The following is a 21,688-nucleotide window of genomic DNA, read 5'->3' as shown; positions in this document are numbered from 1 at the left end:
TGCATTAACCTAGAATCGATCCAGACCATGGATTAGAGGGTGTGCGGTGCTTCTTAGATTCAGAGGGGCCAACCATAGATCGTTCCGTGACGAGTTCGAGGTCTGGCTGGCGGCGAGCAAGTTCAACCAGGGGGCAAGCCGCCCTGCCGGTCTGACCGAAGACCCCGACTTGGCCTATCTACCGGCGACCGCGATCTACGGCTCGAACGCGTCCGGCAAATCGAACGTCCTGCATGCCATCCGCTGGATGCGTCAGGCGGTGCTCAACTCCGTCCACGGCTGGTCCACCCTTGACGGCATCCCGCGCGAACCGTACGAACTCGACCCGGACGCCCGTGCGGACGCCTCCCTCTTCGAGGTCGACATCGTCCTCGGCGGTGACCGGTATGTCTATGGTTTCGAGGTCTCCGACCAACGAGTCGAGACCGAATGGCTGCACACATACCCCGGCGGACAGGCCCGTCGGCAGGTCTGGTTCGAACGCGACGCCGACATCGACGAGCCCTTCGCCTTTCCCGGCGAAGGGCTGAAGGGGCCGAAGGAAAGCCTTGTCTCCCAGACCCGGCCCGACGCGCTGTTCCTGACCGTCGCCGCAGCCTTCAATCAGCCCTACCTCAAGCCGATCCACGACTGGTTCCGGCACAACCTCTGGTGGATCAGCCCAGGTCGCGACTTCGAAGATCGGCAGAGCTTCACGCGCAAGATGCTCGACGACCCACGGCAGCGGGACCGCATCATCGCGCTTCTCAAGGTCGCGGACCTGGGGGTCGTGGGAACCGAGATCGACAGCCTGACCGGCGAGCTCCGACTCGTGCACCAAGGGCCCCACAGCCCTGTCGCGCTGAGCTACGAACGCCAGGAATCGATGGGCACCCGATCCTGGTTCGCCTTCCTGGGCCCCCTCCTCACCACCCTGGACCACGGGGCGGCCCTCCTCGTCGACGAACTCGACACCAGCCTGCATCCCCTCTTCGCCGCCGAAGTCCTCCGACTCTTCCAGGATCCCGCGGCCAACCCCAATAACGCGCAATTGGTGTGCACGGTCCATGACGCCACCCTGTTGGGCCGCACCCACCTCTTCCAGCCGCTGGAGCGGGACCAGGTGCGCATCACCGTCAAGAACCGGGACGGCGCCTCCGAGATCTATCCCCTGACCGACGCCCGCCCCCGCAAATCCGAAGCCCTCGACCGCAACTACCTGGCCGGTACGTACGGCGGCGTACCGAGGCTGACCGTCGGCGAGATCGCAGAGACACTCGCCGGCCCACTCACGGAGCCGACACCGGAGGTGCCTACCTGATGGCCAAACGCGGGGCACCCAGAGGAACCACGCTTCCGCGTCCAGGCCTGGGCAGCCACAGAAAGAACAACGTCCTTTTCCTAGTCTGCGAAGGGCAGACCGAGCGGAGCTACTTCCACCATCTCAACCACCGCTACGGAGCGGAGCACAACTTCCAGATCCAGCTCACCCCGCGCAAGGTCACCGAGGGGCAACAGTTCAACGGCTACAAGCCCGTCCCAGCGGTACGAGAGGCGATCCGGCTCAAGAAGTCCTCGAAGGGGATCCAGAACACGGTCTTCTGGGCGATCTTCGCTTGAGGTCCTCGGCATCGTCTCCTAACGATCTTTGTTCTTGGTACGACTGCTCTCTCCGGACAACGCGCGCCCGGCGGTACGACACCTCCACGGTGGCCGACCGCCCAGGCTGCGACGACTGTCGCGTCATCGATCTGGACCACCGCATATAAGCCTTACGGGCCCAACTTCCCGATCCGCGCTGGCCTGACCCGGCCATCCCGGTTCCGCGCCGCGTCGAAGAGGTCGAAGAGCGGGAAAACCCGCCAACCGACAGCCGAAGGGAACTCGCATGCGTACTGCCCTCAGGTTCGTGATCATGCTCGCCGTAGCGCTGGTCACCGTCGCAGCCGTACAGGCCGCGGCCTCCGCCGCCACGGCCATCGAGTACGGGCTCCTGCTCTAGGTGGATCAAGACCAACCCGGTGCGTGCGACCTGCGACCCTGTTGGGCCGCACGCACCTCTTCCAGCAGTTGCAACCAGACCAGGCGCACATCACCGTCAAGAACCGGTTCGCTCCTTCCTGCACGCATGGTGGGCTCACAGCCTCACCGCACCCAATGCCGCCACACCCGCACGAGCTACTCACGGTGTGCACCGAGGCCATTGCCATGCTCGACTTCGGACTCCTTCAGCAGCTCACGCCTCGCCACACGCGCGTTCTCCAACTGGTCGGTGTACGCCGCCACCAAGGGGGCCCTCCTCTCGATGGCACGGGCGCTGGCCATCGAGCTCGCACCCCGCGGCATCCGGGTCAACACCGTGAGCCCCGGCCCCATCGACACGCCCGCCCTGAACAAACAGGGTCTCCCCGCCGCCGCACTCGCCGGCTTCCGGGCGGATATGGCGTCCCGCGTGCCTCTGGGCCGCATCGGATCCGACGACGAGATCGCCCGTACGGTCGCGTTCCTCGCCTCCTCCGGCGCCGGCTACATCACGGGAGCGGAGATCGTCGTCGACGGCGGCATGTTCGCCGGCCTCGCGGCCGCACAGAGCGCCAACGACCGCTGAACCGGCGGCAGTGCCCGTCTCATCTCTCAGCAGTTTCCGAAAAGCATTTCGCAAGCTGCTCTGGCGTACGCAGTGCTGTCGCCCCCGTGACCTGCTGTCCTCGCAGCTCTCTCTGTAACGTTCACAAGATCTTGCCGAAAACCTTTTCGCGCGTCATCGTATCCACAGGCCTGCCCTCGCTCTCAGGACTCGGAGGACGCGTGTCGATGAAACGATTAGCCGCCGCCCTTACCTCGCTGACCACCGCCCTGGTCTTTGTGATCACGATGGTGGGCGCCCCACCAGCCAACGCCGCGACGACCTTCACCTCGACAGCCGTCAACCAGAACGGCGCCAACTGCCTGACCCTCCCCAACAGCTCCACCACCAACGGCGTCCAGCTCACGCAGGCGTCCTGTAACGGTGGCGGCAACCAGAACTTCACCTTCACCCCGGTGAGCGGCACCACCGACCAGTACACCGTCGGCACCTCGACCAGCGGCAGATGCGTGGACGTCTACGGCGCGTCCACCGCCGACAACGCCACGGTCATCCAGTGGAACTGCTCAGGCGCCAACAACCAGAAGTTCCGCCTGGTGACGGTCAGCGGCACCGACAAGACCTTCAGGCTCCAGGCGGTGCACTCCAGCAAGTGCGTCGTCCCCGCCGGCGGCTCATCGGCCGCCAACACCGGGCTCGTCCAGCTGCCCTGCGACGCGGTGTCCTCACGGACCTGGCGGCTGCCGAACTACACCAGCGGTGGCGGCAACCCCACCACACCTCCGGAAAAGACCATCCGGGTGTACTGGCTGAAGCCATCCGACGTGGCCTTCGACCAGCGGTGGCCGGACGGCATCGCCAACGTCCTGCGGGAGGCGCAGCGCTACTACAAGCAGGAGCTGGGCAAGACCTTCACCCTCAACAACCCCGTGGTGGAGGTCGTCAACGGCGACCACGTGAAGAACTGGTACGAGACCACCCCCAACGGGAGCGACCCGTACTGGTGGACCGTCTTCAACATGCAGCAAGAACTCCTCAGGAAGCTGAACCTGAGGGCACCCGACCCGCGCTGGATCAACGTGGGTGAGATCAGCGCGGAAGGCAACGGCGCGGGTGGCGGCGGCGGAGGTGGCTGGGTGATCCTGAACCAGCACGACGCCGATGGCGCCGCGGGCGTCAACGGCCCGATGAACCGCTGGTACGGCGGGATGGTCCACGAACTCGGCCATGCCTTCGGCCTGCCCGACTCGTCCTCCACCGACGGGACACCGATGTCCGCGTCGTTCTACGACTACCCGAACACGCATTTCAACCAGAGCCAGAAGAACCAGATCTTGTCCGGTCCGTACGGCAGCTTCCTGAGCTGACCTCGGCCAGACGTACGACCGGCCCGTCCCCGCTCGATCGGGAACGGGCCGGACCCACGATCACGGGCAGACCTCCCGGTACGGCACACCGGGCAGATACCGCTGCCAGTCGGCCCGCGTCAGCCCCCGCCCGGCGCGGGCGCAGATCGTGGCGGCCGTCGCCTCGGGCCCTACGGACATGTCGCGCAGCACGCCTTTGTCGTCGAGGGTGTGCAGTACCGCCCCATCGGATCCGAAGGCGGCTGACACGGAGTCCCCCTCCGCCGCCATCGATGGCCCGAGCTTGCGCGGAGCGGCGACGTCCCACAACTGGACCTCCCCGGCGCCGATGGACGCCGCCACGTCCCCCTTCGGGGAGAAGACGATCTGGGTGATCCCGACGCCGTCGTTGGGGTTCGCCCGGAATGTCGGGCCGCGCTTGCCGCCCGTGGCCACGTCCCAGAACACGAGCCTGCCCGTATGTGGGCCGACCTCCAGGAACGCGAACCATGTAATTGATCTATGCCGGATGGTCAATCCTTACCCTTCTCCGTCATGTCGATCAGCGTTCGCCCTATTGCGGTCCGTAATCATCGCAGTAGTCCGGCAAGGCTGCCGGATCACCTGTGCGCACCGGAGAGGGAAACGGATGAGCGAAGAGCAGGCAGTAAAGGCAGAGCAGGCCATCGGGCCGATCAGGCTGATCGCGCCACTGGAGGTCTCCGCACCGGCACCCACACCGGACAGGATGTGGGAGCTTCCCGGTGGCACCGCTTGGGTGTACTACGGAGAAGGCCACCAGAGCCTGGTCAATCCGGTCATCCTCGCCGACGGCTTCAACACAGGTCCGTCCAACCTGCACGAGTCCTGGCATTTCCTGGAGCGGGGTGACTACCCCCTCATCAGCGAGCTGCGCCGCCGTGGCCGCGACCTCGTCATCCTCGGCTTCGCCGAGCGCAGCGCGTCGATCCTGGACAACGCGCAGACCGCGATCGCCGCCATCACCCAGACGCTCGCCGAACGGTACGGGAACACGCCGCTCACCGTCGGCGGCTTCAGCATGGGCGGCCTGGTCACCCGCTACGCCCTGGCCAAGATGGAGCATGACGGCCTCGACCATCAGACGGCTCTCTACGTCTCCTACGACAGTCCGCATCGGGGTGCGTGGATCCCGATCTCCTTGCAGGCGTTCGCGCACTTCCTCAGGCCGGCCAACCCCGTCTTCTCCCGCCAGATCAACAGCCCGGCCGCGCGCCAGCTGCTGTTCCGTCACATCTCCGAGGTCGGCAGCGAACCCCAGCAGGACACGCTGCGTACCGAATTCCTCGACCACCTCCGCGCGGTCGGCTCGTGGCCCAGCGTCCCGAGAAAGATAGGGGTCGCCAACGGTATGGGAAACGGCACCGGCAACGGGGTTCCGGCCGGCGTCGAAGCGCTCAAGTGCACCGGCCTGGTGTTCAACGGCACCGTGCTCTACACCCAGTCCGCCGGAGATGACCAGCAGGTGGCCGTGCTCAGAAGCATCCTCGGCGCCAACAAGGACATCCGTACCAGCGGGCTGCCCGAGCTGGACGGCGCACCGGGCGGGACGCTGGAGTCCTTCGGCATTCTGGCCGACGCCCTGAACAAGCACGGTCAGGCCGAGGTGTACTACCGCTCCATCTGTTTTGTCCCCGCGGTCAGCGCCGTGGCGATCCGAGACCTCGACAACCAGGACGATGTGTACGCCAACATCGGCAGCCTGCGCCCGTCGCAAAGCGAGCTGGACGAGTTCCTGTGCGCGTCCGACAACGAGGCGCACACCCAGATCACCGCAGAACTCTGCACCTGGATCCTCGGTCGGCTCCCGGAGCCGGCGTCACCGTGAGCGATGCAGCCCACATAAGCCCTTTCTCCTGGCTGAGCATGTACTTGGTCAGGTGAATCAACCCTTCGCCGGCGCTGGCACCGCGGCGATCGTCTCCTCGTCCTGCGCGGCATGCGCAGGACGGTCGCCGCGTACAAGCCAGTAAAGGGTGATCATTGTAGTTATGGCGCTTTCGACAGCATTCACGAAGTTGTTCGGCGTGCAGCACCCCCTTGCCCTGGCGCCGATGGGCGGGTCGGCCGGTGGTGCGCTGACGGCGGCCGTCTCTCGCGGTGGCGGGCTCGGACTGCTGGGCAGCGGCAACGGCGATCCGGACTGGCTGGCCCGCGAGGTGCCGATCGTTGCCGAGGGCTCCGGCGGAAGGCCGTGGGGCATCGGTTTCCTGACCTGGCAGATCGATGTTGGGGCGGTCGAGCGTGCCCTGGAGTACGCCCCCCGGGCGGTGATGCTGTCCTTCGGAGACCCGAGCCCGTTCGCCGAACGCATTCGCCGGGCGGGCACGGCGCTGATCATTCAGGTCACCGATCTGGAGGAGGCCAGGCGGGCGGTGGACCTGGGCGCCGATGTCATCGTGGCGCAGGGGGTCGAAAGCGGTGGGCATGGCGCTCGGCACGGGCGCTCCACGTTGCCGTTCGTGCCGGTTGTGGTGGACCTGGCGGCACCGGTGCCGGTGCTGGCGGCCGGCGGAATCGCCGATGGCCGCGGCCTGGCCGCCGTGCTGGCCCTGGGGGCCGCCGGGGCGCTCATCGGCACCCGATTCCAGGCCACGACCGAGGCTCTGGTGGCCCCCTCGACCGCCAAGGCGATCGTCGAGGGACGCGGGGAGGACACCGAGCGCAGCAGCGTACTTGACATCGCCCGAGGTTCCCAGTGGCCGTCGAAATACACCGCGCGCACCCTCGGCCACCCCTTCCTGGATCAGTGGCGGGGCCGAGAAGCCGAACTCTCCACAAATGTTCAGGCCAAGCAGGCGTACCAGGATGGCGTGACACGAGGCGAGATCCCCGCACTGCCGATGTGGGCCGGGGAGGCCATCGATCTCATCAACGACCTGCCCTCCGCGGCCGACCTTGTCGGAGCCCTCGCCGCGCAGGCTGAGGACGCACTGGCCCGAGCGGGAAGCCGCTGACCGAAACGGAGCCGGACCACGGCGTGTGCCGTGGCCCGGCAACTCTGCTTACCTACTGGACCGTGGCGGGTGCCGTGGTCCGGCGGCTCTGGTTACCTACCGGTGCTGTTTGTCCGTTGGCCACGTCTTCCACGGCAACTGCCGCTGCTTGAGCTATGAGGTCACGACTTCGCCCAGCCGGGAAGGCCGGGAACGGGGCCGGGGAGTGGCTTGTACCTGGAAACTTTGGATGGGGTGGGCGGGATGGCGGGGCATCTGGCGCCCGCGGCCGGCAGTTCGAGGGAGACCAGGTAGCGGTCGATGCCGTTGACGGCGCACTCGCCATGGTCGTAGATGCGGTGGCCCCAGCCTTCGTAGGTGAACAGCCGTCCCGCGCGGCCAAGCTGCGCAGCCGTGCTGATCGCCCAGTTGTAGCCGGTGGCCGGGTCATGCAGGGCGTTGGCCACCAGGATCGTGGGGCTGGACACGCGCAGGCGGTGTTGCGGATTGGGGATCGGGGCCCGCTGTCCCAGGCACGCGGCCATCGTGGCCAGCGCCTCAGGACCGGCCCGCATGTCGGGAGCGATGCGGCGGGAACTCGCCAGGTGCGCCGCGTACTCGCGATAGTCGCGAACCGGCAGCAGGTAATCCAGGCAGAAGACCTGGGTCGCGTCGTTGACCACCTCCTGGTCGGGCAGAGGCGTGAGCAGCGATTTCGCCTGTCCCTCGCCGCTGTCGACCGCCACCAGGAATTCGGCCAGGTCGGACCAGTCGGGACCGAAGAACGCGCCCGTCGCCTCATAGATGAGCAGCAGCTTGGTGAGGGGGGTGTCCGGCTGGCCCGGGTAGTGCAGTTCGCCGCGATCGGCGCGCGCCAGCAGGTTAGCCCAGAAGGTGCGGATGTTCTTGCCGTGCAGGGCGCACGACGCGGTCTTGTCGCACCATTTCACGAATTCGTCGAAGGAATCCTGAGTCGTCCATGCCTGCGTGTCCAGGAAGCCCCTGGTGCCCAGGCTGTGGTCCATGTTGCTGTCGAGCGCCAGGGCGCGCACCCGGTTGGGGAAACGCTCGGCATAGATCTGGCCGATCAGTGTGCCGTACGAGATGGCGTAGAAGGAGAGTTTGTCGTCGCCGAGAGCCTCCCGCATGCTGTCCAGGTCACGCGCGACGCTGACGGTGTCCACATGGTCGAACAGCGGGCCGGTGCGGGCTCGGCAGTCCTGCTTGTACCGCTGGTTGAAGGCCAGCAACCGCTCGAAATCGGCCTGGCTCTTCAGGAACGGATCAGGCGCCTGCGACGCCAGTTCCTGCGAGCACAGGATGGGATGGCTGCCGGCCACCCCGCGCGGGTCGAAGCCCACGATGTCGAACCGGCTGGTGATCTCGGAGGAGAAGGGGAGCCGGTCACGCAGCACTATTTGCTTGCCCGAGCCGCCGGGTCCGCCGGGATTGACGACCAGCGAGCCGATCCTGGCCGAGGGGTTGGTAGCCTTGCGCCGCGCCAGCGCCAGCTGGATCTGCTCGCCACCGGGGTCGCCCCAGTCAAGGGGTACGCTCAGCGTTCCGCAATCGACCGCTGGATCTTCCGTACAGGGCTGCCACGAGATCGAGGTCGTGCCGGCCGCGGCCGACGCCGTGGGCACGACTGAGACGGTGAGCGCGAGTAAGGAAATCAGGAGTGCGATGTGTCTCCGCACAGTGCTCCAATCAGTGGGGATCTGATCGTTGATCGCGTTTGATGTCCGGGACATGGAACGCAGCCCCGATCCGGCCAAGCGCGGGGCGACATTCTTGATCAACGATCTGACGGCAAGCTTCGCAGCCGAGGCTTCCGTTTCTCTTCTCCTTCGCCGCTTCAAAGCGAAGGGGAATGCCCGAGGACGGGTGGTCAGCTGATGAGGCTGGTGAGAACCTGTCGTGCGATCCGTGCGAACAATGCCTCGGGATGGCGCGCGCCGGGCCTGCGTTCGGTTCGCGCGAACAGGGTCGCCAGCGCGTTCATGACGGCGACGGACGTCGCATCGCGGCCCGCATCCCCGGCGCGCGGTTTGTCCCCCTGCCGGGCGTCGCCCACGAACTCCCCGAACCCGTCTGGGACGAGGTTGCCGCAGAGGTTCGGCTCCTGGCCTCAGGCAGCCATCGCGAACCCGCGACCTGACTCATTCTTCGCGAGCGCGAATCAGCGGAGATGCCGCACAAAGAGGCACTTCCTTTACCGCCCCGATGACCACGCATCAATAGCCTTGAGCCTCACGTTCTGTTTTGCAGTACGTGATTATCGCGGTCGGCGAGGTGAGCCGGCTGGCGTCGCAGTACATTAAAGCGCCGCTCTTCCGTTTTTCTTCCGCTTGCCTTCCGTCGCAGGTGAGCGATGAGATATCCACCTGGAAAGCCGCTTTCCGCCGCCGATCGAGCGGAGCGCGCGCCGCCAAGGCCCCCGAGGCCGGCGAACTTAACCCGAGCGGTGTACGCGGCCATCGCCGCCGCGGCGCTCAACGTGATCAGCGCCATCGGACTCCTCGTCTCCGGCGCAGAGGCGATCAAAGAGCAGATCGCCGCGAATTCGAACGGGGGCTCTGCCCCCGTAAGCCTCGACGAGGTCGACATCCACAGCGACCGGTTCGAGTCGCTCCAGATGATCTACTCCGGGCTCGCCTACAGCACGATCTTCTGGTCGCTCGTGCTCGCCTGGCTGGCGCTGCGCGGCGGCGGCGCCGTCCGGATCTTCGCCACCATCATCGTCATCGTCTCTGTCCTGTTCAAGCTGGTGGACCTGTTCATCACCCTGCCCACCCTCACGCTGGTCGCCGACGTGCTCGTCGTCGTGCTGGGTCTGACCGCGACCGTCTTGTTCTTCGGCGCCGGTGGCAAGGCCGCCCGCCAGGGAAGGTGACGAGGTCCCACCCCCGCATGAGAAGGCCGCCGGACCGCGGCGTGTGTCGTGGTCCGGCGGCTCTGGTTTTCCTACCAGTGCTGTTTGTCCGTTGGCCACGTCTGCTGCGGCGACTGCCGCTGCTTGCGCATGCTCTCCTCAGGCGTGCCCACGGCGCAGCGGGTGCCGGGCGGAGGCACGGTCAGCGCGATCAGGTACTGGTCGATGATGTCCGTCTGGCATTTGTCCTTGCCGTAGATGCGGTGCCCCCAGCCCTCATAGGTGAGCAGCACAGCCTTCGGACCGAGTTGCCGCGCCGCGTTGGCGGACCACATGTACGGCGTCGCGGGATCATGCAGCGAGTTCCCCAGCAGGATCGGCGCGTCGCCCGTGTACTTCAGCTTGTGCGGCGGGTTGGTCGGCGTGGAGTTGAGACAGATGGGCAGGTCATCGATCGGGTACGGGTGGTACCGCACGTCGGGGGCCAACCGCTTGGAAACGCCCATGTAGAAGGCGTACTCGGCGTAGTTCCGCACCCGGAGGTTGTAGTCCTGGCAGAGGATTCGGGTGGGCAGTTCGGCGGTGTCGCCCTCCACCGGCCCCCGGCCCGGCAGCGGCGGCACCCACGACGGCTCGGGCCCACCGCTCAGCCAGTTGATGACCTCGCTCAGCAGGCGCCAGTCGGGCCCTTCGGTGCCGAGCGCCGCGTTGTAGATGACCTGCAGCTCGGTCATCGGACGATCCGGGGCGGTCGGGTAGTACAGCTCGCCGCGCCGGGCCTTGGCCCGCAGATCACTCCACATCTTTCGGACGTCACGCCCGTGCAGGACGCAACTCGTGTCGGCCTCGCACCAGCCCACGAACTGGTCGAAGGCGTCCTCGATGGCGATCGCCTCGGTGCTGAGGAAGCCCGCGACGCCGAGACTGTGGTCCATGTTGCTGTCCAGCGCGAGGGCCCGGATCCGGTTCGGGTACATCTCGGCGTACATCTGACCGATCAGCGTCCCGTACGAGATGCCGTAGTACGTCAGCTTCTCCTCGCCGAGGGCGGCGCGGAGGGCGTCCATGTCGCGCGCGACGTTGCGCGAGTCGACGTGGTCGTACAGGGGGCCGGTGCGTGCCCGGCAGTCCTGGTGCAGCTTCTTGGTGAAGGCGTCCCAGGCGTTGTAGTCGGCCTGGCTGGACATGACGGTGTGCGGCATCTGGTTGTACACCGAGGCCGAGCAGATCACCGGATGACTGCGGCCCACGCCCCGGGGGTCGAAGCCGACGATGTCGAAGCGCTTCCGCAGCTCCTCGGTGTAGGAGTCGGGAGCGCCGTACACGGCCTCGACGCCCGACCCACCCGGCCCGCCAGGATTGATCACCAGGGAGCCGGCCCGAGCCGCCGGGTCGGTGGCCTTGCGCCGGGCGATGGCCAGGTCGATGGTTTCGCCGTTCGGCTTGGACCAGTCGATGGGGACGGTCAGCTTGCCGCACTCGGCACTGGGTTCCTCCTCGCAGGGTGCCCAGGTGATGCTGCTCTGTCCTGCGGCTTCCGGCTCAGTCGCCGCGCCGGCCGCGGGAACAGGGAGAACCGCGGCCAGTGCTAAAAGCGCGGTAGCGAGCAGGGTCGTCTTTCTTCGCACGTTGCTCCAATCGTGGACGGCCTGCACGCCCCCCGTTTAACGAGCGTGCGGCCAGCCTCGATCATGGCTTGTGCGGGACTTTGATGAGACTTGCACTCATAAATTGGCACAAAGTCGACCTCCTCTCACACCTTGCGGCTCGACCTGGCCCCGTCAAGCCCCCAAGAGATGATCTGATGGGGGGTGATCGTGATGATCTCCCGTGAGAAGTACGGCACCGGCGGCTCGTGATCGGTCAGGGCCACCGCCGAGCCCCGGATCTCAATGCCGCGCACTACCCACGGGTCAACCGAGGCCAGGTCATCCACGACGAAGGACACGGTGCTGCCCTGCTGGACGTTCCTGAACTTCTTCGACGCCCCCAGCGCGTGCCCGCCGATGGTGATCGTGCCCGAGGCGGCGTCCAGGAAGAACCCCACGGGATTGTTCTGAACGTGACCGGCGGGAGAGACGGTGGCCAGGCGGCCAAGGTGCTGTCCGGTCAGATAGTCGAGTTCTGCCTGCGTGAAGATCATGCGGCCAGTATGCGACCTTGACATTGACGTCAGTCAACGCGAACAGCCTGCACGCCCGCCACACCGGGCCCACACCCGCGCTTCGTAGATTCAAGAGCGCCGAGTGATCCACCGCACGAAGGGAAACAGCATGCCGACTCAGACCGTGGAATTGCCGCAGTTCCCGCTGGCAGAGAACACCGCCCCCAGCGTGACGACCGACGCCGTGCACGAGCGCGCGTGGTACCCGCCGTTCTCGTCACCCCGCGCCCAGTAACGGAGAGCTAGCCGGCGCGCCGAGCTTCCAATGGCTGAACGAACACGCATGGCTGATCTACGCCCTGTGCGACGGCAGAGACCTGTCGTCGCTGCGCGACCGATACAAAATACGCTGCAGGGGTACATCTGGCGGTTGCGCCGGGTGCTGGGCGAGGACGTACGCACCCGAGGGGGGTTCTACGAGCTGGGCGGCGCCGCGCTGGAGACCGACGCGGCCCGCTTCCAGGGGCTGCTCGCCGAAGCCCAGCAGGCCGTTCGAGCACGTCAGCTGGAGCCGGCCCGCGGGCTGCTGGGCGCGGCGCTGGACCTCTGGCGCGGGCCCGCGCTGGCCGACGTACCCGCCAGCCCGATGATCCAGGCGTACGCCGACCGGCTGGAGGAGGCGCGACTCCTGGCCGTGGAGGTCAGGCTGAAGGCCGACGTCGAACTCGGACATCAGGCGACGGTCCCCGAACTACGCGAGCTCACCGCCACCCACCCACTGCACGAACCGCTGCACGCGCTGCTCATGCTCGCCCTGTACCGGTCGGGACGGCAGGCCGAGGCCCTGTCCGTGTACACCGGGTTGCGCGCGGCGCTGATCTCCGAACAGGGACTGGAGCCAGGGACGACCATCCGGGAACTCCACCAGCGGATCCTCACGACCGATCCCGCCCTCGATCCCGCGGCCTAGGCGACGCTTCACCGGATACAGCCAGGCAGGGCCCGCGATCGGCACCCGGCGGGTCAGCTGGCCGTTCCGTACGCGACGGCGAGTACCGCGAACAGGAACGCGGCGGTCGCCGCGGTCGATCGAAGCACGTCGATCCGCGCCCAGTGGTGGATCACGGTCTTCCAGTCGGCCGGTGGAGCATCCACCCGCCAGTCGTTGACCTTGATGTTGATCGGCACCGTACCCAGGAACGACAGCAGCAGGAACGCCACCATCGCGATCAGGGTCGCCCACCGCAGAGCCAGACCGGGACCGGTGACGGTGACCAGCCCGACCAGGGCGAGCGCTGCCGCCGGGAGCATCACGATCGGCACCAACACCCGCAGGCGGCGTATGAGGGCTTGCCGCGCGAGCAGATGCGCACGGTCGTCCAGACCGGACAGTACGGGATGGACGCCGTAGCGGACGATCAGCTCCTCGCCCGCGAGAACGCCGAGCAGGAACAGGCCGACGTACTGCACCACGTCACCGCTCATGCCGCACCGTCGGAGGTGAGCGGTTCGACGCGACTGCCGTCCGGGGCCCGTTGTTCCCACTCCGCCACGGTCTCCGCGAACAGTTCGCCCGACGGCGTCACGAGTGCGCGTCCGAAGAGGCCATCGGATCCGGCGTCACATGCGCGACCGAATACAGCGCCGGGTGCGCGGAGACCGCGCCCCAGCCGCCGTCCGCCTGCTCGGCGTCGTCGCGCCGGCCGGGGCCGGAGAAGTACTTGTCGAATGCGGCCTGCCAGTCCTCGACGCTGTCCCACCGGGCGATGTTGACGACGGGATAGGGGGCGTCGGGGTCGAGGGACCGGTGCAGGCGGGTGCCGCGGAAGCCTGGGGCGTTCTTCGCCGCGGCGATGCCGGCCTCCCATTGGCCGACGAAGTCGTCGACCATCTCGGCGGGCATCGAGAAGAGGTTGATCAGGACGAGGGGTTCACTCACGAGACAGCTCCGAGCGTCTTCAGTCGCAATATCTACTGGCGCTGAAAGATTATGGCGACTGAACTTATTGCCGCAAGGGCGTACCCGGCACTACTTTCGGCGACTGGAAGATTGCAGTCGCAGTAACTAAAGTTCGGGCATGAGCTCACCCACCGTGGACTGGCAGGCGCCCGACAGGTCCGGCGTGGTGGAGGGGCTGCGGGAGCGCAAGAAGCGGCTCATGCGCCAGCAGTTGACCGACACCGCCACCGCGATGTTCCTGGAGCGCGGATTCGACGCGGTGCGCGTCACCGAGATCGCCGCGGCGTGCGGGGTGTCCGAGAAGACCGTCTTCAACTACTTCCCCAGCAAAGAAGCGTTGATCGTCGACCTCCCCGAAGCGACGATGGCCGCGCTGCGCACCGGGCTGGCACGAGCCGACCGAACCCCCACCGACGCGGTGCTGGACATCCTGGCCGGCGAGTTGGACGCCCTGGTGTCCTGGTTGGGCGGGCAACCAGACCTGGCTCAGGCCAGCGCGAGAATCCAGGACTTCAACGCTCTGATCCTGTCCACGCCTTCACTGCGCGCGTACCACCGGGACATGACCGAGCAACTCGTCACGGTCGCGGCGGAGGCGCTCGCCGCCCGAACCGGGCGCGGCAGTGACGATCCGCTGTGCCAGATCGCGGCCACCGCGCTGCTTGGGCTCTGGCGTGTCCAGTTCAGCGCGTTGCGCCGGAGCCTCAACGGCGAACACACACCCGAACAGGTCCGCCACGCCGTCATCACCGACGTGCACAGCGCGGCCCGGCTCATCGACACCGGACTGGCGGGGTTGGGCGACGCGACGCAGGGCGGCTCTGCCGTTCGTTCCCGGTAAGAGTGGTCGCGTCCGTCAGCAGACCTTGATCGATATGGTCCTGGAGCGACGCGTGCCCGGCCTGAGCAGCCAGAAGGTGGCCGTGTGGGTGCCGGGTTCGGAGAAACCTTCACGGGTGACGACCTCGAAGGGCCCCTTGGGGCTGTAGCTGGTGGTCATGCCCATCTCACGACCGTCGAGCACCCAGCGGTGCCCTATCGGTTCGACGTCGTCGAGGATCCTCCCTCGGAACCGAACGCGGACGCCGCTCTCGTAGCAGGTTCCGTTCTTGCTGCCCTGCGCGACCAGGCTGCCGAACACGATGGCCTCCGGCGTCGGGGGCGGCGTGGACTCTGTGGGAGAAGGCCTCGTGGGGGAACTCGTCGAGGAATCCGGTTCCTGTTTCCCCTGGGACTCGGAGGCTTCGGCGCCCGGTGAGCTCGTGGCGCCGTCCGCGGCCCGGTTCGGGCCTCCCCCCGGAAGACCGAGCAGCAGTGTCACCGTGACGGTGACGGAGGTGACGACGACGGCGGTGCCGCCAACGAGCAGGCCGGTGCGCAGGGGCGTGGAACGGACCGTGGGCCTGGTGTCCGCGACCAGTTCGGACGGGGCGATCGGCCGTACGCGCTGCTGCCCCAGCAACTGGAGCAGCACGTCCTGCATGGTAGGGCGGCGGGACGGTTCCTTGGCCAGGCAGCTGGTGACGATGGAGCGCAGGGGCTCGGCCATGTCACCGAGGTCGGGGGCGGCGTACAGGATGCGCGAGATGACGGCGGGCAGGTGGTCGACGCCGAACGGCGGGCGGCCGGTGGCGGCGTAGACCATCACCGAACCCCAGGCGAACACATCGGTGGCAGGTCCGGTGTAGTGGCCGCCGAGTTGTTCCGGCGCCATGTAGGAGGGGGTGCCGACGATGCTGCTGGTGACGGTGAGGGATGCCTCGGTGTCGCGGGCGATGCCGAAATCGATGACGCGGGGCCCGTCCTTGGCGAGCAGCACGTTGGCCGGTTTGAAGTCGCGGTGCACGATTCCGGCCCGGTGGACGGCGGCGAGCGCCGTCGCGGTGGACACCGCCATCCGGTGGAGCGCGGGGCCGTGGTGTACGCCGGCCTGCTGCAGCGAGAGCCCTTCGACGAACTCGGTGACGATGTACGGTCGCCGGCCCTCGAAGGAGGCGTCGAGCACCTGGGCGACGCAGAACGGCTCAACCCGCCGGGCGGCGGCCACCTCCTTGGCGAACCGCTCGAGCACCTGGTCGGAGACCGCGTCATGCAGCACCTTGACCGCCACGTACCGCCCGTCCCTGGCCTGGCCCAGGAAAACGACACCCTGCCCGCCGGCTCCCAGGCGGCCAATCAGCCGATATGGGCCGATTGCTGGTGGGTCATCCGGATAGAGAGGCTCGGGCATGATCCAGGACCTTATTACAGGCTTTGTCGGACCGAAGGTCGTTCAAGGTGTTGGAGGAACGAGCGGTCGTAATGGAGGCGTGATCTCCTTCTGTGACGATCACTCCCGGAACGCCCCACGCCGTACGGCTCGGGCCTGGAGCAGGAGGAGACGAGCCGCAATGAGCCGATGGAGGGTGGCCCCGGCCATGGCGCTGACCGTAGCGATGCTGGCCACCGGCACTCCGGGCAGCGCGAACGCCGCTCTCGACCAGCACATCACAGCAGGCCAAGCCGCTGTCGCGCTCGACCCGGTCGCCGCGCTGAAACGCCAGTTCGTCAAGAGACATGGCGCGCGGATCACCGTCTATTCCGCCTCAACCACTGTCGCCTCAGACTCCCGCAAGCCGACCAAATGGTCCACCGGCGTCGTCGAGTTCGACAAGGGCGGGGTCATGGCGACCGACCTGACCTATCCATCGCCTGGAACCCGCCATATACAAACGCGCAAGCGCTTCTACGAGTACGACAAGGATCCAGCCCTGCGGCATCCCAAGAAGAAGTGGGTGTTGATAGATTTACAGCCGCCCTTCCTCATCGAGGTAGGGCACATCCGTGTCACCGATCCCGCCACGCTCAAAGCCGTACTCGCCACTACCGCCCGCACGCAGCCCGGCCCGGTTTATGACGGCACCCGCACCACGCTCTACGAAGGCGTGATCACCTTCGCTGAGTTGGGCAAGGCGTATCCCAAGATGAACATCGGCTTTGGCGCCAAGCCTGAGGACTACCCGGACTGGACGGTCTCCTGGAAGTTGTGGATAGGCCAGGACCAGCTCGTCCGCAGGGCGTGGAGCGCATGGCGTGAACCGAACAACACCAAGAATAAGAGCTTCCCGGACGAATACATCTCTGCCGAAATCGTCGACATCCGTCTATCCAGATGGGGTATGAAGCTGCACATCAGCCAGCCACCCGCCGACCAAGTGATCACCGCCAAGGAGTACACGAAATGGCGGGACGCTCACTCCTGACCGCTCTGCGGTGGTGAAAGATGCTGGGATGTCGAGCCCTCCGTTCGTCCGGAGTGACGGCAATTCCCGTGCCAAACGGCCATCGCAAGCGGATGAGCGTACGACGTTGGTGGCATTCCTGCGCTGGCATCGGGAAACCCTGGCACACAAGTGCGCCGGCCTGGAGCCGAACCAGCTCGCGGAGCGGGCGGTAGGTCGATCCGATACGCCTAGGAGATCTTGCGGCGGTAGGTGCTCATGGCGACGAAGTACGCGACGACGAGGATGCCGACGCACCAGCCGAGGGCGATCCAGATGTCAGTGCCGACCGGCTGCTGAGTGAACAGGCCGCGGATGGCGTTGACGATGGAGGTGACCGGCTGGTTCTCGGCGAAGACACGCACCGGGCCGGGCATGGTGGCGGTGGGCACGAAGGCCGAGCTGAGGAACGGCAGGAAGATGAGCGGGTAGGAGAAGGCGCTGGCGCCTTCCATGGTCTTGGCGGACAGGCCGGGGATGACGGCGATCCAGGTCAACGCCAGGGTGAACAGGATCAGGATGCCCGCCACCGACAGCCACGCCAGCACTCCCGCCCCCGAGCGGAAGCCCATGAGCAGAGCCACGAGCATCACGACCACGAGCGAGATCAGATTGGCGACCAGCGAGGTCAGCACGTGCGCCCACAGCACGGCCGACCGCGCGGTCGGCATCGACTGGAATCGCTCGAAGATGCCGCCCTTCATGTCCATGAACAGCCGGTATGCGGTGTAGGCGATGCCCGAGGCGACCGTGATGAGCAGGATGCCGGGCAGCATGTAGTTCACATACGAATCCGACCCTGTTCTGATCGCGCCGCCGAACACGTAGACGAACATCAGCATCATGGCGATCGGCATGATCGCGGTCGTGATGATGGTGTCCGGGCTGCGCGTGATGTGGCGCAGGGAGCGTCCCAGCAGGACGGCGGTGTCGGTGAAGAAATGCTTGCTCATCGTTGTTCCTTATGCCTTCGTGCCGACGAGGGTGAGAAAGACGTCCTCGAGGGTCGGCTGCTTTTCGACGTATTCGACCTTGGCGGGTGGGAGCAGTTGCTTGAGCTCGGCCAGGGTGCCGTTGACGATGATCCGGCCTTCGTGGAGGATCGCGATCCGGTCGGCGAGGTGTTCGGCCTCGTCCAGGTACTGCGTGGTGAGCAGCACCGTTGTGCCGTGGTCGGCGAGTTCCTTGACGGCCTGCCAGACCTCGATGCGGGCCTGGGGGTCGAGGCCGGTGGTCGGCTCGTCGAGGAAGATGACCGGCGGATCGCCGATGAGGCTCATCGCGATGTCCAGGCGGCGGCGCATGCCACCCGAATACGTCGACACCTTCCGCGCGCCCGCATCCGTCAGCGAGAAACGCTTCAGCAGGTCATCGGCGACCTTGCCCGGATCCTTGAGGTGCCGCAGCCGGGCAACCAGCACCAGGTTCTCCCGCCCGCTGAGGATTTCGTCCACGGCGGCGAACTGCCCGGTGAGACTGATGGACTCCCGCACGTCCGCCGCCTGCGTCGCGACGTCGAAGCCGTTGACGCCGGCCGTGCCCGCGTCGGCCTTGAGCAGCGTGGAAAGGATCTTCACGACCGTGGTCTTGCCCGCCCCGTTCGAGCCGAGCAGGGCGAAGATGCTGCCCCGCGCCACGGAGAAGTCCACGCCGCGCAGCACCCGCAGCTCCTTGTACGACTTCTCCAGACCCTGCACGTGGATCACAGGCCCTCGGACCTTATTGGCTGTCATTCGGATATCCGTTCTCTGTTTGGTCACGGCTTGTCGCCCGTGGCGCGATCGATGGTGTTGGTCAGCTGGTCAATCAGCGAGGATTCCCTTCGCGGTCGAGGGCGGCGACCTCGCGGACAGCGTCGGCGACAGCGCGGAAGTCTTTACGCAGGATCGAGCCGTGGTTGCTGGGGACCTTCGCGCTGATCTTGATGTTTGGGTTGCGCTCGACCACCTGAGTGAGGCTGGCGCGGATCAGTTCTTGCTCATCACCCTTGCTTCCGAGGGACGCCCCCGACGCGACCACATACCGGGTCGGGACGGTGATGTTGTCCAGCACGGGGCCCAGCTCGCGCTCGCGGGCGATCCGGCCGATCTCGATGTTGCTGTTGGCGATCTGTTCAGCGCTCATCCGCGGGGTCAGGCCCGTCGGGCGCAGCAACGGCAGGAGCCAGCTCATCCGCCGAAACAGCTTCCGGATCCGCTGCTCGATGGCGTCGTCGAGCCAGTCGTACGGCTGCGCGCCATCGACCAGGACCGCGCCCACGGTACGGGCGGGATTGCGGCTGGCCCAGTGCGCGGCGGCGAACGCTCCGTAGGACCAGCCCACCAGTAACGCCCGGTCCACACCCCTGGCCGCCAGAACGGCATCGACATCCCGCACGTTCGTCTCGAACGAATAGTCCGCCGAACGCTTCGATTTGCCGCGGGCCCGCATGTCGTAGGTGATGTGCCGCCACCCCGTCCCCAGGTCAGCGATGACCCGCCGCCAGTACCCCTGAGTGGCGGTGTGGCCATTGAGGTAGACCACAGGGATACCGCGGCCGCCGGTGTCGGTGACGGCCAGGGCTGTATCGTCAACCGGCATCATGCCGGTCCACTTCGCATGGGTCATGGCTCTTTGTTTCTTTCTTCGTTGTCCTGTGGGTTCGTCGGAGCTCTCGCGGATGTCGACCTCGCGGTTTCCGGCGCAGGCGAGGAGGAACACTCTCCGATTCGGATGGCGCCCGAGGCGGTTTTCGCGGTGAGCGCGCCGTGCGCGTGGTCGACGACGATGTCGCCTCTGGGCGGGTCGCCGGTTCGGGGTGTCCGCTGCAGTTCATTGATGGCCCCGCAAGCGCCGATCGCGCGGATGAGGAGCTCGCCGCTGCCCGTGGAGATGTCGATCGGGCCGCGCCAATGAGCGGGACGGTGAGGGGCTAGAGTTCAGATTCGATGATCGAGGTCGCGCTGGAGGCACCGACCGATACGGTCGAGGACCGCGGTGCCCGGCGGCTACAAGACTCTGGTGAGGCCGCTGCACGAGTAAAAGGCCAAGGGATCTTCGTACCGGCAGTACAAGCAGCGCGTGTTCAAGGCCTCCCGCACCAACCACTACCCGCACGGGCTTGATTCAGATCATCGAGGCGCTGGAGTTCGGGTCGACCAGCACCGTGCATGCGCCGTTGATGCAGACGCTGGCGCTGATCAAGTGGTACTCGGCCGGGGTCGAGGGGTGTTACTTCTCGGCCGTGCCGGATTCCCCTCTGATGGACTCCTGATAGACGTCCGCGTAGGTGCGCGAGTCCTTGATCAGGTCATCGCAGAAGGCGGCGACGTCGTTGCCGATGAGTTCCAGGACTCCCTTGCCGGCCGCGGCGCCCTCCTCGAAGAAATCGACGATCCCTGACAGCAGGGACCCGTCGAGCAGGTCGATCGGTCCGACCTTGAAGAAGTACCTCTGAATCTCCTTGTAGACGATCTGATAGTCCGGCGGGAGCGCCTTGACCCGCGCCTTGTGCGCCCGCCACTGCTTCTTGCCTTCGATGATGTCCTGGATGCCCACGTCAGCCTCCTAGCCGGCCCAATTTCCTGGCGACGTTCCTGTTCAACTGCTCGCGCCACCGGTCGCGATATCCTCGGGCCCTTTCTCCGCCGGCCAGCGCCGCGCAGAAGCCCGCGATGTCGTCACCCAGCACGTCGTGAATGCTCTGCCCATCGGCCGCTGTCTCTTCGAGCAGCCCCAGAGCACTGTCGAGAATCGGCATCAGGTTGCGACCCGTGAAGTCCGCGTAGAGGGAAAGATGACCCTTGATCTCTTCCCACGCCGCCCGGTAGTCGGCCGGCAATACCCCGGCCCGGACTTCGAACGCCTTCCATTCCCTGGTGAGATCGCTGCCCGTCATGGTCTCCCAGAAGTTCATCTCCCGCCCTCCTTGAGCTTGTCGATCCGTGATGTGATGTACTCCCATTTCGCCCAGAACGTTGCGAGCTCTTCGCGCCCCGCCTCGTTGAGCGCATAGAACTTGCGCGGCGGCCCCTGCCCGGACGGTCGTTTCGTCACCTGGACGAGCCCGTTCTTCTCCAGCCGCAACAGGATGGTGTAAACCGTCCCCTCGACGACGTCGGCGAAGCCGAGTTCGTTCAGCCGGCGCGTGATGGCGTACCCGTAGGTCTCCTCGCTACCGATGATTTCCAGCACGCAGCCCTCAAGCGTGCCCTTCAGCATCTCTGTCAGGCCGTCCATCATGGATCCTCTTCCGTCACCCGGTACTTTGTAGCACCGAGTACTTCTACAACGTACCACAGAGTAGTGGACAACGGAACGGGCGGCACGCCAGCACCACCGCATGGTGTAGACGCCTCGCCGAGAGGGGTCGTCTCCAGTAGGCGCGGAGGTCCCGCGAACCTGCACCTGACCGGCGATTATGGTGGTTTGTGATGCAGAGCGCTGCGGACACCATCCCCGTTAACGGCGCGCTGATCGACTGCTGGTACGGGTCCAGGGCCTGGCGGCGGACATTCGCACCACGGCGTTCCATCGAGTGGAACGCTGAGGAGCGCCCTCCAGGTGTCATCACCGTGACGGCGGCCCGCGTTCGCCGGCAATTGCACGCTGACCATCATGAAGAAC

Annotated in this window: 26 protein-coding genes; 12 read left to right on the top strand and 14 right to left on the bottom strand. The window is 66.4% G+C overall.

The genetic code is table 11. The features are described from left to right. Positions 1-46 precede the first annotated feature (46 nt). From AB0B61_RS49925 to AB0B61_RS49910, 4 genes are all read left to right on the top strand, one after another. Positions 47-1,300, top strand: a complete 1,254-nt coding sequence (locus tag AB0B61_RS49925) for an ATP-binding protein (protein ID WP_358448147.1) — start codon at positions 47-49, stop codon at positions 1,298-1,300. Then, on the top strand, positions 1,300-1,599 hold the full coding sequence (locus AB0B61_RS49920; protein ID WP_358448146.1) for a hypothetical protein: 300 nt from the start codon (positions 1,300-1,302) through the stop codon (positions 1,597-1,599). Before AB0B61_RS49925 ends, AB0B61_RS49920 begins: the two co-directional genes overlap by 1 nt. 508 nt (positions 1,600-2,107) lie before the next feature. Next, positions 2,108-2,587, top strand: a complete 480-nt coding sequence (locus AB0B61_RS49915) for an SDR family oxidoreductase (RefSeq protein ID WP_358448145.1) — start codon at positions 2,108-2,110, stop codon at positions 2,585-2,587. Positions 2,588-2,793: 206 nt separating this feature from the next. Further along, the gene (locus tag AB0B61_RS49910; protein ID WP_358448143.1) at positions 2,794-3,933 is read left to right on the top strand and encodes an RICIN domain-containing protein; all 1,140 of its coding nucleotides are present in this window, start codon (positions 2,794-2,796) and stop codon (positions 3,931-3,933) included. A 60-nt stretch (positions 3,934-3,993) separates the two neighbouring features. Here the strand turns inward: AB0B61_RS49910 and AB0B61_RS49905 are convergent, their stop codons facing one another. Then, positions 3,994-4,380: a hypothetical protein gene (locus AB0B61_RS49905; RefSeq protein WP_358448141.1), complete on the bottom strand. Its 387-nt coding sequence runs from the start codon at positions 4,378-4,380 to the stop codon at positions 3,994-3,996. 181 nt (positions 4,381-4,561) lie between these two features. On the opposite strand from AB0B61_RS49905, the gene AB0B61_RS49900 reads away from it, so the two are divergent. Beyond that, a complete protein-coding gene (locus tag AB0B61_RS49900) occupies positions 4,562-5,779 on the top strand; it encodes a hypothetical protein (RefSeq protein WP_358448139.1) in 1,218 nt (405 codons plus the stop codon). 163 nt (positions 5,780-5,942) lie between these two features. Beyond that, positions 5,943-6,908, top strand: a complete 966-nt coding sequence (locus AB0B61_RS49895; protein WP_358448137.1) for a nitronate monooxygenase — start codon at positions 5,943-5,945, stop codon at positions 6,906-6,908. A gap of 161 nt (positions 6,909-7,069) precedes the next feature. Here AB0B61_RS49895 and AB0B61_RS49890 read toward each other — a convergent pair whose 3' ends face one another. Beyond that, positions 7,070-8,530, bottom strand: coding sequence for an alpha/beta fold hydrolase (locus AB0B61_RS49890; RefSeq protein ID WP_358448135.1), 1,461 nt, complete (start codon positions 8,528-8,530; stop codon positions 7,070-7,072). Between the two features lie 82 nt (positions 8,531-8,612). On the opposite strand from AB0B61_RS49890, the gene AB0B61_RS49885 reads away from it, so the two are divergent. Then, positions 8,613-8,783 (top strand): hypothetical protein, encoded by a 171-nt coding sequence (locus AB0B61_RS49885; RefSeq protein WP_358448134.1) that lies wholly within the window; start codon positions 8,613-8,615, stop codon positions 8,781-8,783. On the opposite strand, the gene AB0B61_RS49880 is transcribed toward AB0B61_RS49885, so the two are convergent. After that, on the bottom strand, positions 8,776-8,961 hold the full coding sequence (locus tag AB0B61_RS49880; RefSeq protein ID WP_358448132.1) for a hypothetical protein: 186 nt from the start codon (positions 8,959-8,961) through the stop codon (positions 8,776-8,778). The two genes, AB0B61_RS49885 and AB0B61_RS49880, sit on opposite strands and share 8 nt — an antisense overlap. Before the next feature lie 390 nt (positions 8,962-9,351). Here AB0B61_RS49880 and AB0B61_RS49875 point away from each other — a divergent pair, with 390 nt between their 5' ends. After that, positions 9,352-9,780: a hypothetical protein gene (locus tag AB0B61_RS49875; RefSeq protein ID WP_358448130.1), complete on the top strand. Its 429-nt coding sequence runs from the start codon at positions 9,352-9,354 to the stop codon at positions 9,778-9,780. Positions 9,781-9,851: 71 nt separating this feature from the next. On the opposite strand, the gene AB0B61_RS49870 is transcribed toward AB0B61_RS49875, so the two are convergent. Both AB0B61_RS49870 and AB0B61_RS49865 read right to left on the bottom strand, forming a co-directional pair. Further along, positions 9,852-11,387: an alpha/beta fold hydrolase gene (locus AB0B61_RS49870; RefSeq protein WP_358448128.1), complete on the bottom strand. Its 1,536-nt coding sequence runs from the start codon at positions 11,385-11,387 to the stop codon at positions 9,852-9,854. Positions 11,388-11,512: 125 nt separating this feature from the next. Further along, a complete protein-coding gene (locus AB0B61_RS49865; protein WP_358448126.1) occupies positions 11,513-11,902 on the bottom strand; it encodes a PPOX class F420-dependent oxidoreductase in 390 nt (129 codons plus the stop codon). Between the two features lie 130 nt (positions 11,903-12,032). Here AB0B61_RS49865 and AB0B61_RS49860 point away from each other — a divergent pair, with 130 nt between their 5' ends. Together AB0B61_RS49860 and AB0B61_RS49855 are read left to right on the top strand one after the other, a co-directional pair. Continuing rightward, a complete protein-coding gene (locus AB0B61_RS49860; RefSeq protein ID WP_358448125.1) occupies positions 12,033-12,158 on the top strand; it encodes a hypothetical protein in 126 nt (41 codons plus the stop codon). A gap of 144 nt (positions 12,159-12,302) precedes the next feature. Further along, positions 12,303-12,833 (top strand): AfsR/SARP family transcriptional regulator, encoded by a 531-nt coding sequence (locus AB0B61_RS49855; RefSeq protein WP_358448183.1) that lies wholly within the window; start codon positions 12,303-12,305, stop codon positions 12,831-12,833. Positions 12,834-12,886: 53 nt separating this feature from the next. Here AB0B61_RS49855 and AB0B61_RS49850 read toward each other — a convergent pair whose 3' ends face one another. Together AB0B61_RS49850 and AB0B61_RS49845 are read right to left on the bottom strand one after the other, a co-directional pair. Then, on the bottom strand, positions 12,887-13,348 hold the full coding sequence (locus AB0B61_RS49850) for a hypothetical protein (RefSeq protein WP_358448123.1): 462 nt from the start codon (positions 13,346-13,348) through the stop codon (positions 12,887-12,889). 97 nt (positions 13,349-13,445) lie between these two features. Beyond that, positions 13,446-13,802 (bottom strand): antibiotic biosynthesis monooxygenase family protein, encoded by a 357-nt coding sequence (locus AB0B61_RS49845; RefSeq protein WP_358448121.1) that lies wholly within the window; start codon positions 13,800-13,802, stop codon positions 13,446-13,448. A gap of 139 nt (positions 13,803-13,941) precedes the next feature. On the opposite strand from AB0B61_RS49845, the gene AB0B61_RS49840 reads away from it, so the two are divergent. Then, positions 13,942-14,664 (top strand): TetR family transcriptional regulator, encoded by a 723-nt coding sequence (locus tag AB0B61_RS49840; RefSeq protein ID WP_358448119.1) that lies wholly within the window; start codon positions 13,942-13,944, stop codon positions 14,662-14,664. A gap of 15 nt (positions 14,665-14,679) precedes the next feature. On the opposite strand, the gene AB0B61_RS49835 is transcribed toward AB0B61_RS49840, so the two are convergent. Continuing rightward, the gene (locus tag AB0B61_RS49835) at positions 14,680-16,053 is read right to left on the bottom strand and encodes a serine/threonine-protein kinase (protein WP_358448117.1); all 1,374 of its coding nucleotides are present in this window, start codon (positions 16,051-16,053) and stop codon (positions 14,680-14,682) included. Between the two features lie 187 nt (positions 16,054-16,240). Between AB0B61_RS49835 and AB0B61_RS49830 the strand changes: the two genes are divergently transcribed. Next, positions 16,241-17,065: a hypothetical protein gene (locus AB0B61_RS49830; protein ID WP_358448115.1), complete on the top strand. Its 825-nt coding sequence runs from the start codon at positions 16,241-16,243 to the stop codon at positions 17,063-17,065. A gap of 209 nt (positions 17,066-17,274) precedes the next feature. On the opposite strand, the gene AB0B61_RS49825 is transcribed toward AB0B61_RS49830, so the two are convergent. From AB0B61_RS49825 to AB0B61_RS49800, 6 genes are all read right to left on the bottom strand, one after another. Next, positions 17,275-18,036 carry an ABC transporter permease gene (locus AB0B61_RS49825; RefSeq protein ID WP_358448114.1) on the bottom strand — a complete coding sequence of 254 codons (762 nt, stop codon included), beginning with the start codon at positions 18,034-18,036 and terminating at the stop codon, positions 17,275-17,277. Between the two features lie 9 nt (positions 18,037-18,045). Continuing rightward, positions 18,046-18,789 (bottom strand): ATP-binding cassette domain-containing protein, encoded by a 744-nt coding sequence (locus AB0B61_RS49820; RefSeq protein WP_358448112.1) that lies wholly within the window; start codon positions 18,787-18,789, stop codon positions 18,046-18,048. 100 nt (positions 18,790-18,889) lie between these two features. Next, entirely contained in the window at positions 18,890-19,783 is an 894-nt protein-coding gene (locus AB0B61_RS49815; protein ID WP_358448111.1) for an alpha/beta hydrolase, read from the bottom strand. A gap of 510 nt (positions 19,784-20,293) precedes the next feature. After that, positions 20,294-20,620 carry a DUF1048 domain-containing protein gene (locus tag AB0B61_RS49810; protein ID WP_358448110.1) on the bottom strand — a complete coding sequence of 109 codons (327 nt, stop codon included), beginning with the start codon at positions 20,618-20,620 and terminating at the stop codon, positions 20,294-20,296. Between the two features lies 1 nt (position 20,621). Next, positions 20,622-20,978 (bottom strand): DUF1048 domain-containing protein, encoded by a 357-nt coding sequence (locus AB0B61_RS49805; protein ID WP_358448109.1) that lies wholly within the window; start codon positions 20,976-20,978, stop codon positions 20,622-20,624. Further along, a complete protein-coding gene (locus AB0B61_RS49800) occupies positions 20,975-21,301 on the bottom strand; it encodes a PadR family transcriptional regulator (RefSeq protein WP_358448181.1) in 327 nt (108 codons plus the stop codon). Before AB0B61_RS49800 ends, AB0B61_RS49805 begins: the two co-directional genes overlap by 4 nt. Between the last annotated feature and the right edge of the window lie 387 nt (positions 21,302-21,688).

The organism is Nonomuraea sp. NPDC049158 (assembly GCF_040648335.1).
Taxonomy (GTDB): domain Bacteria; phylum Actinomycetota; class Actinomycetes; order Streptosporangiales; family Streptosporangiaceae; genus Nonomuraea.
Note: the sequence above shows the minus strand (reverse complement) of the source record. Positions and strands in the feature narration are given on the sequence as shown.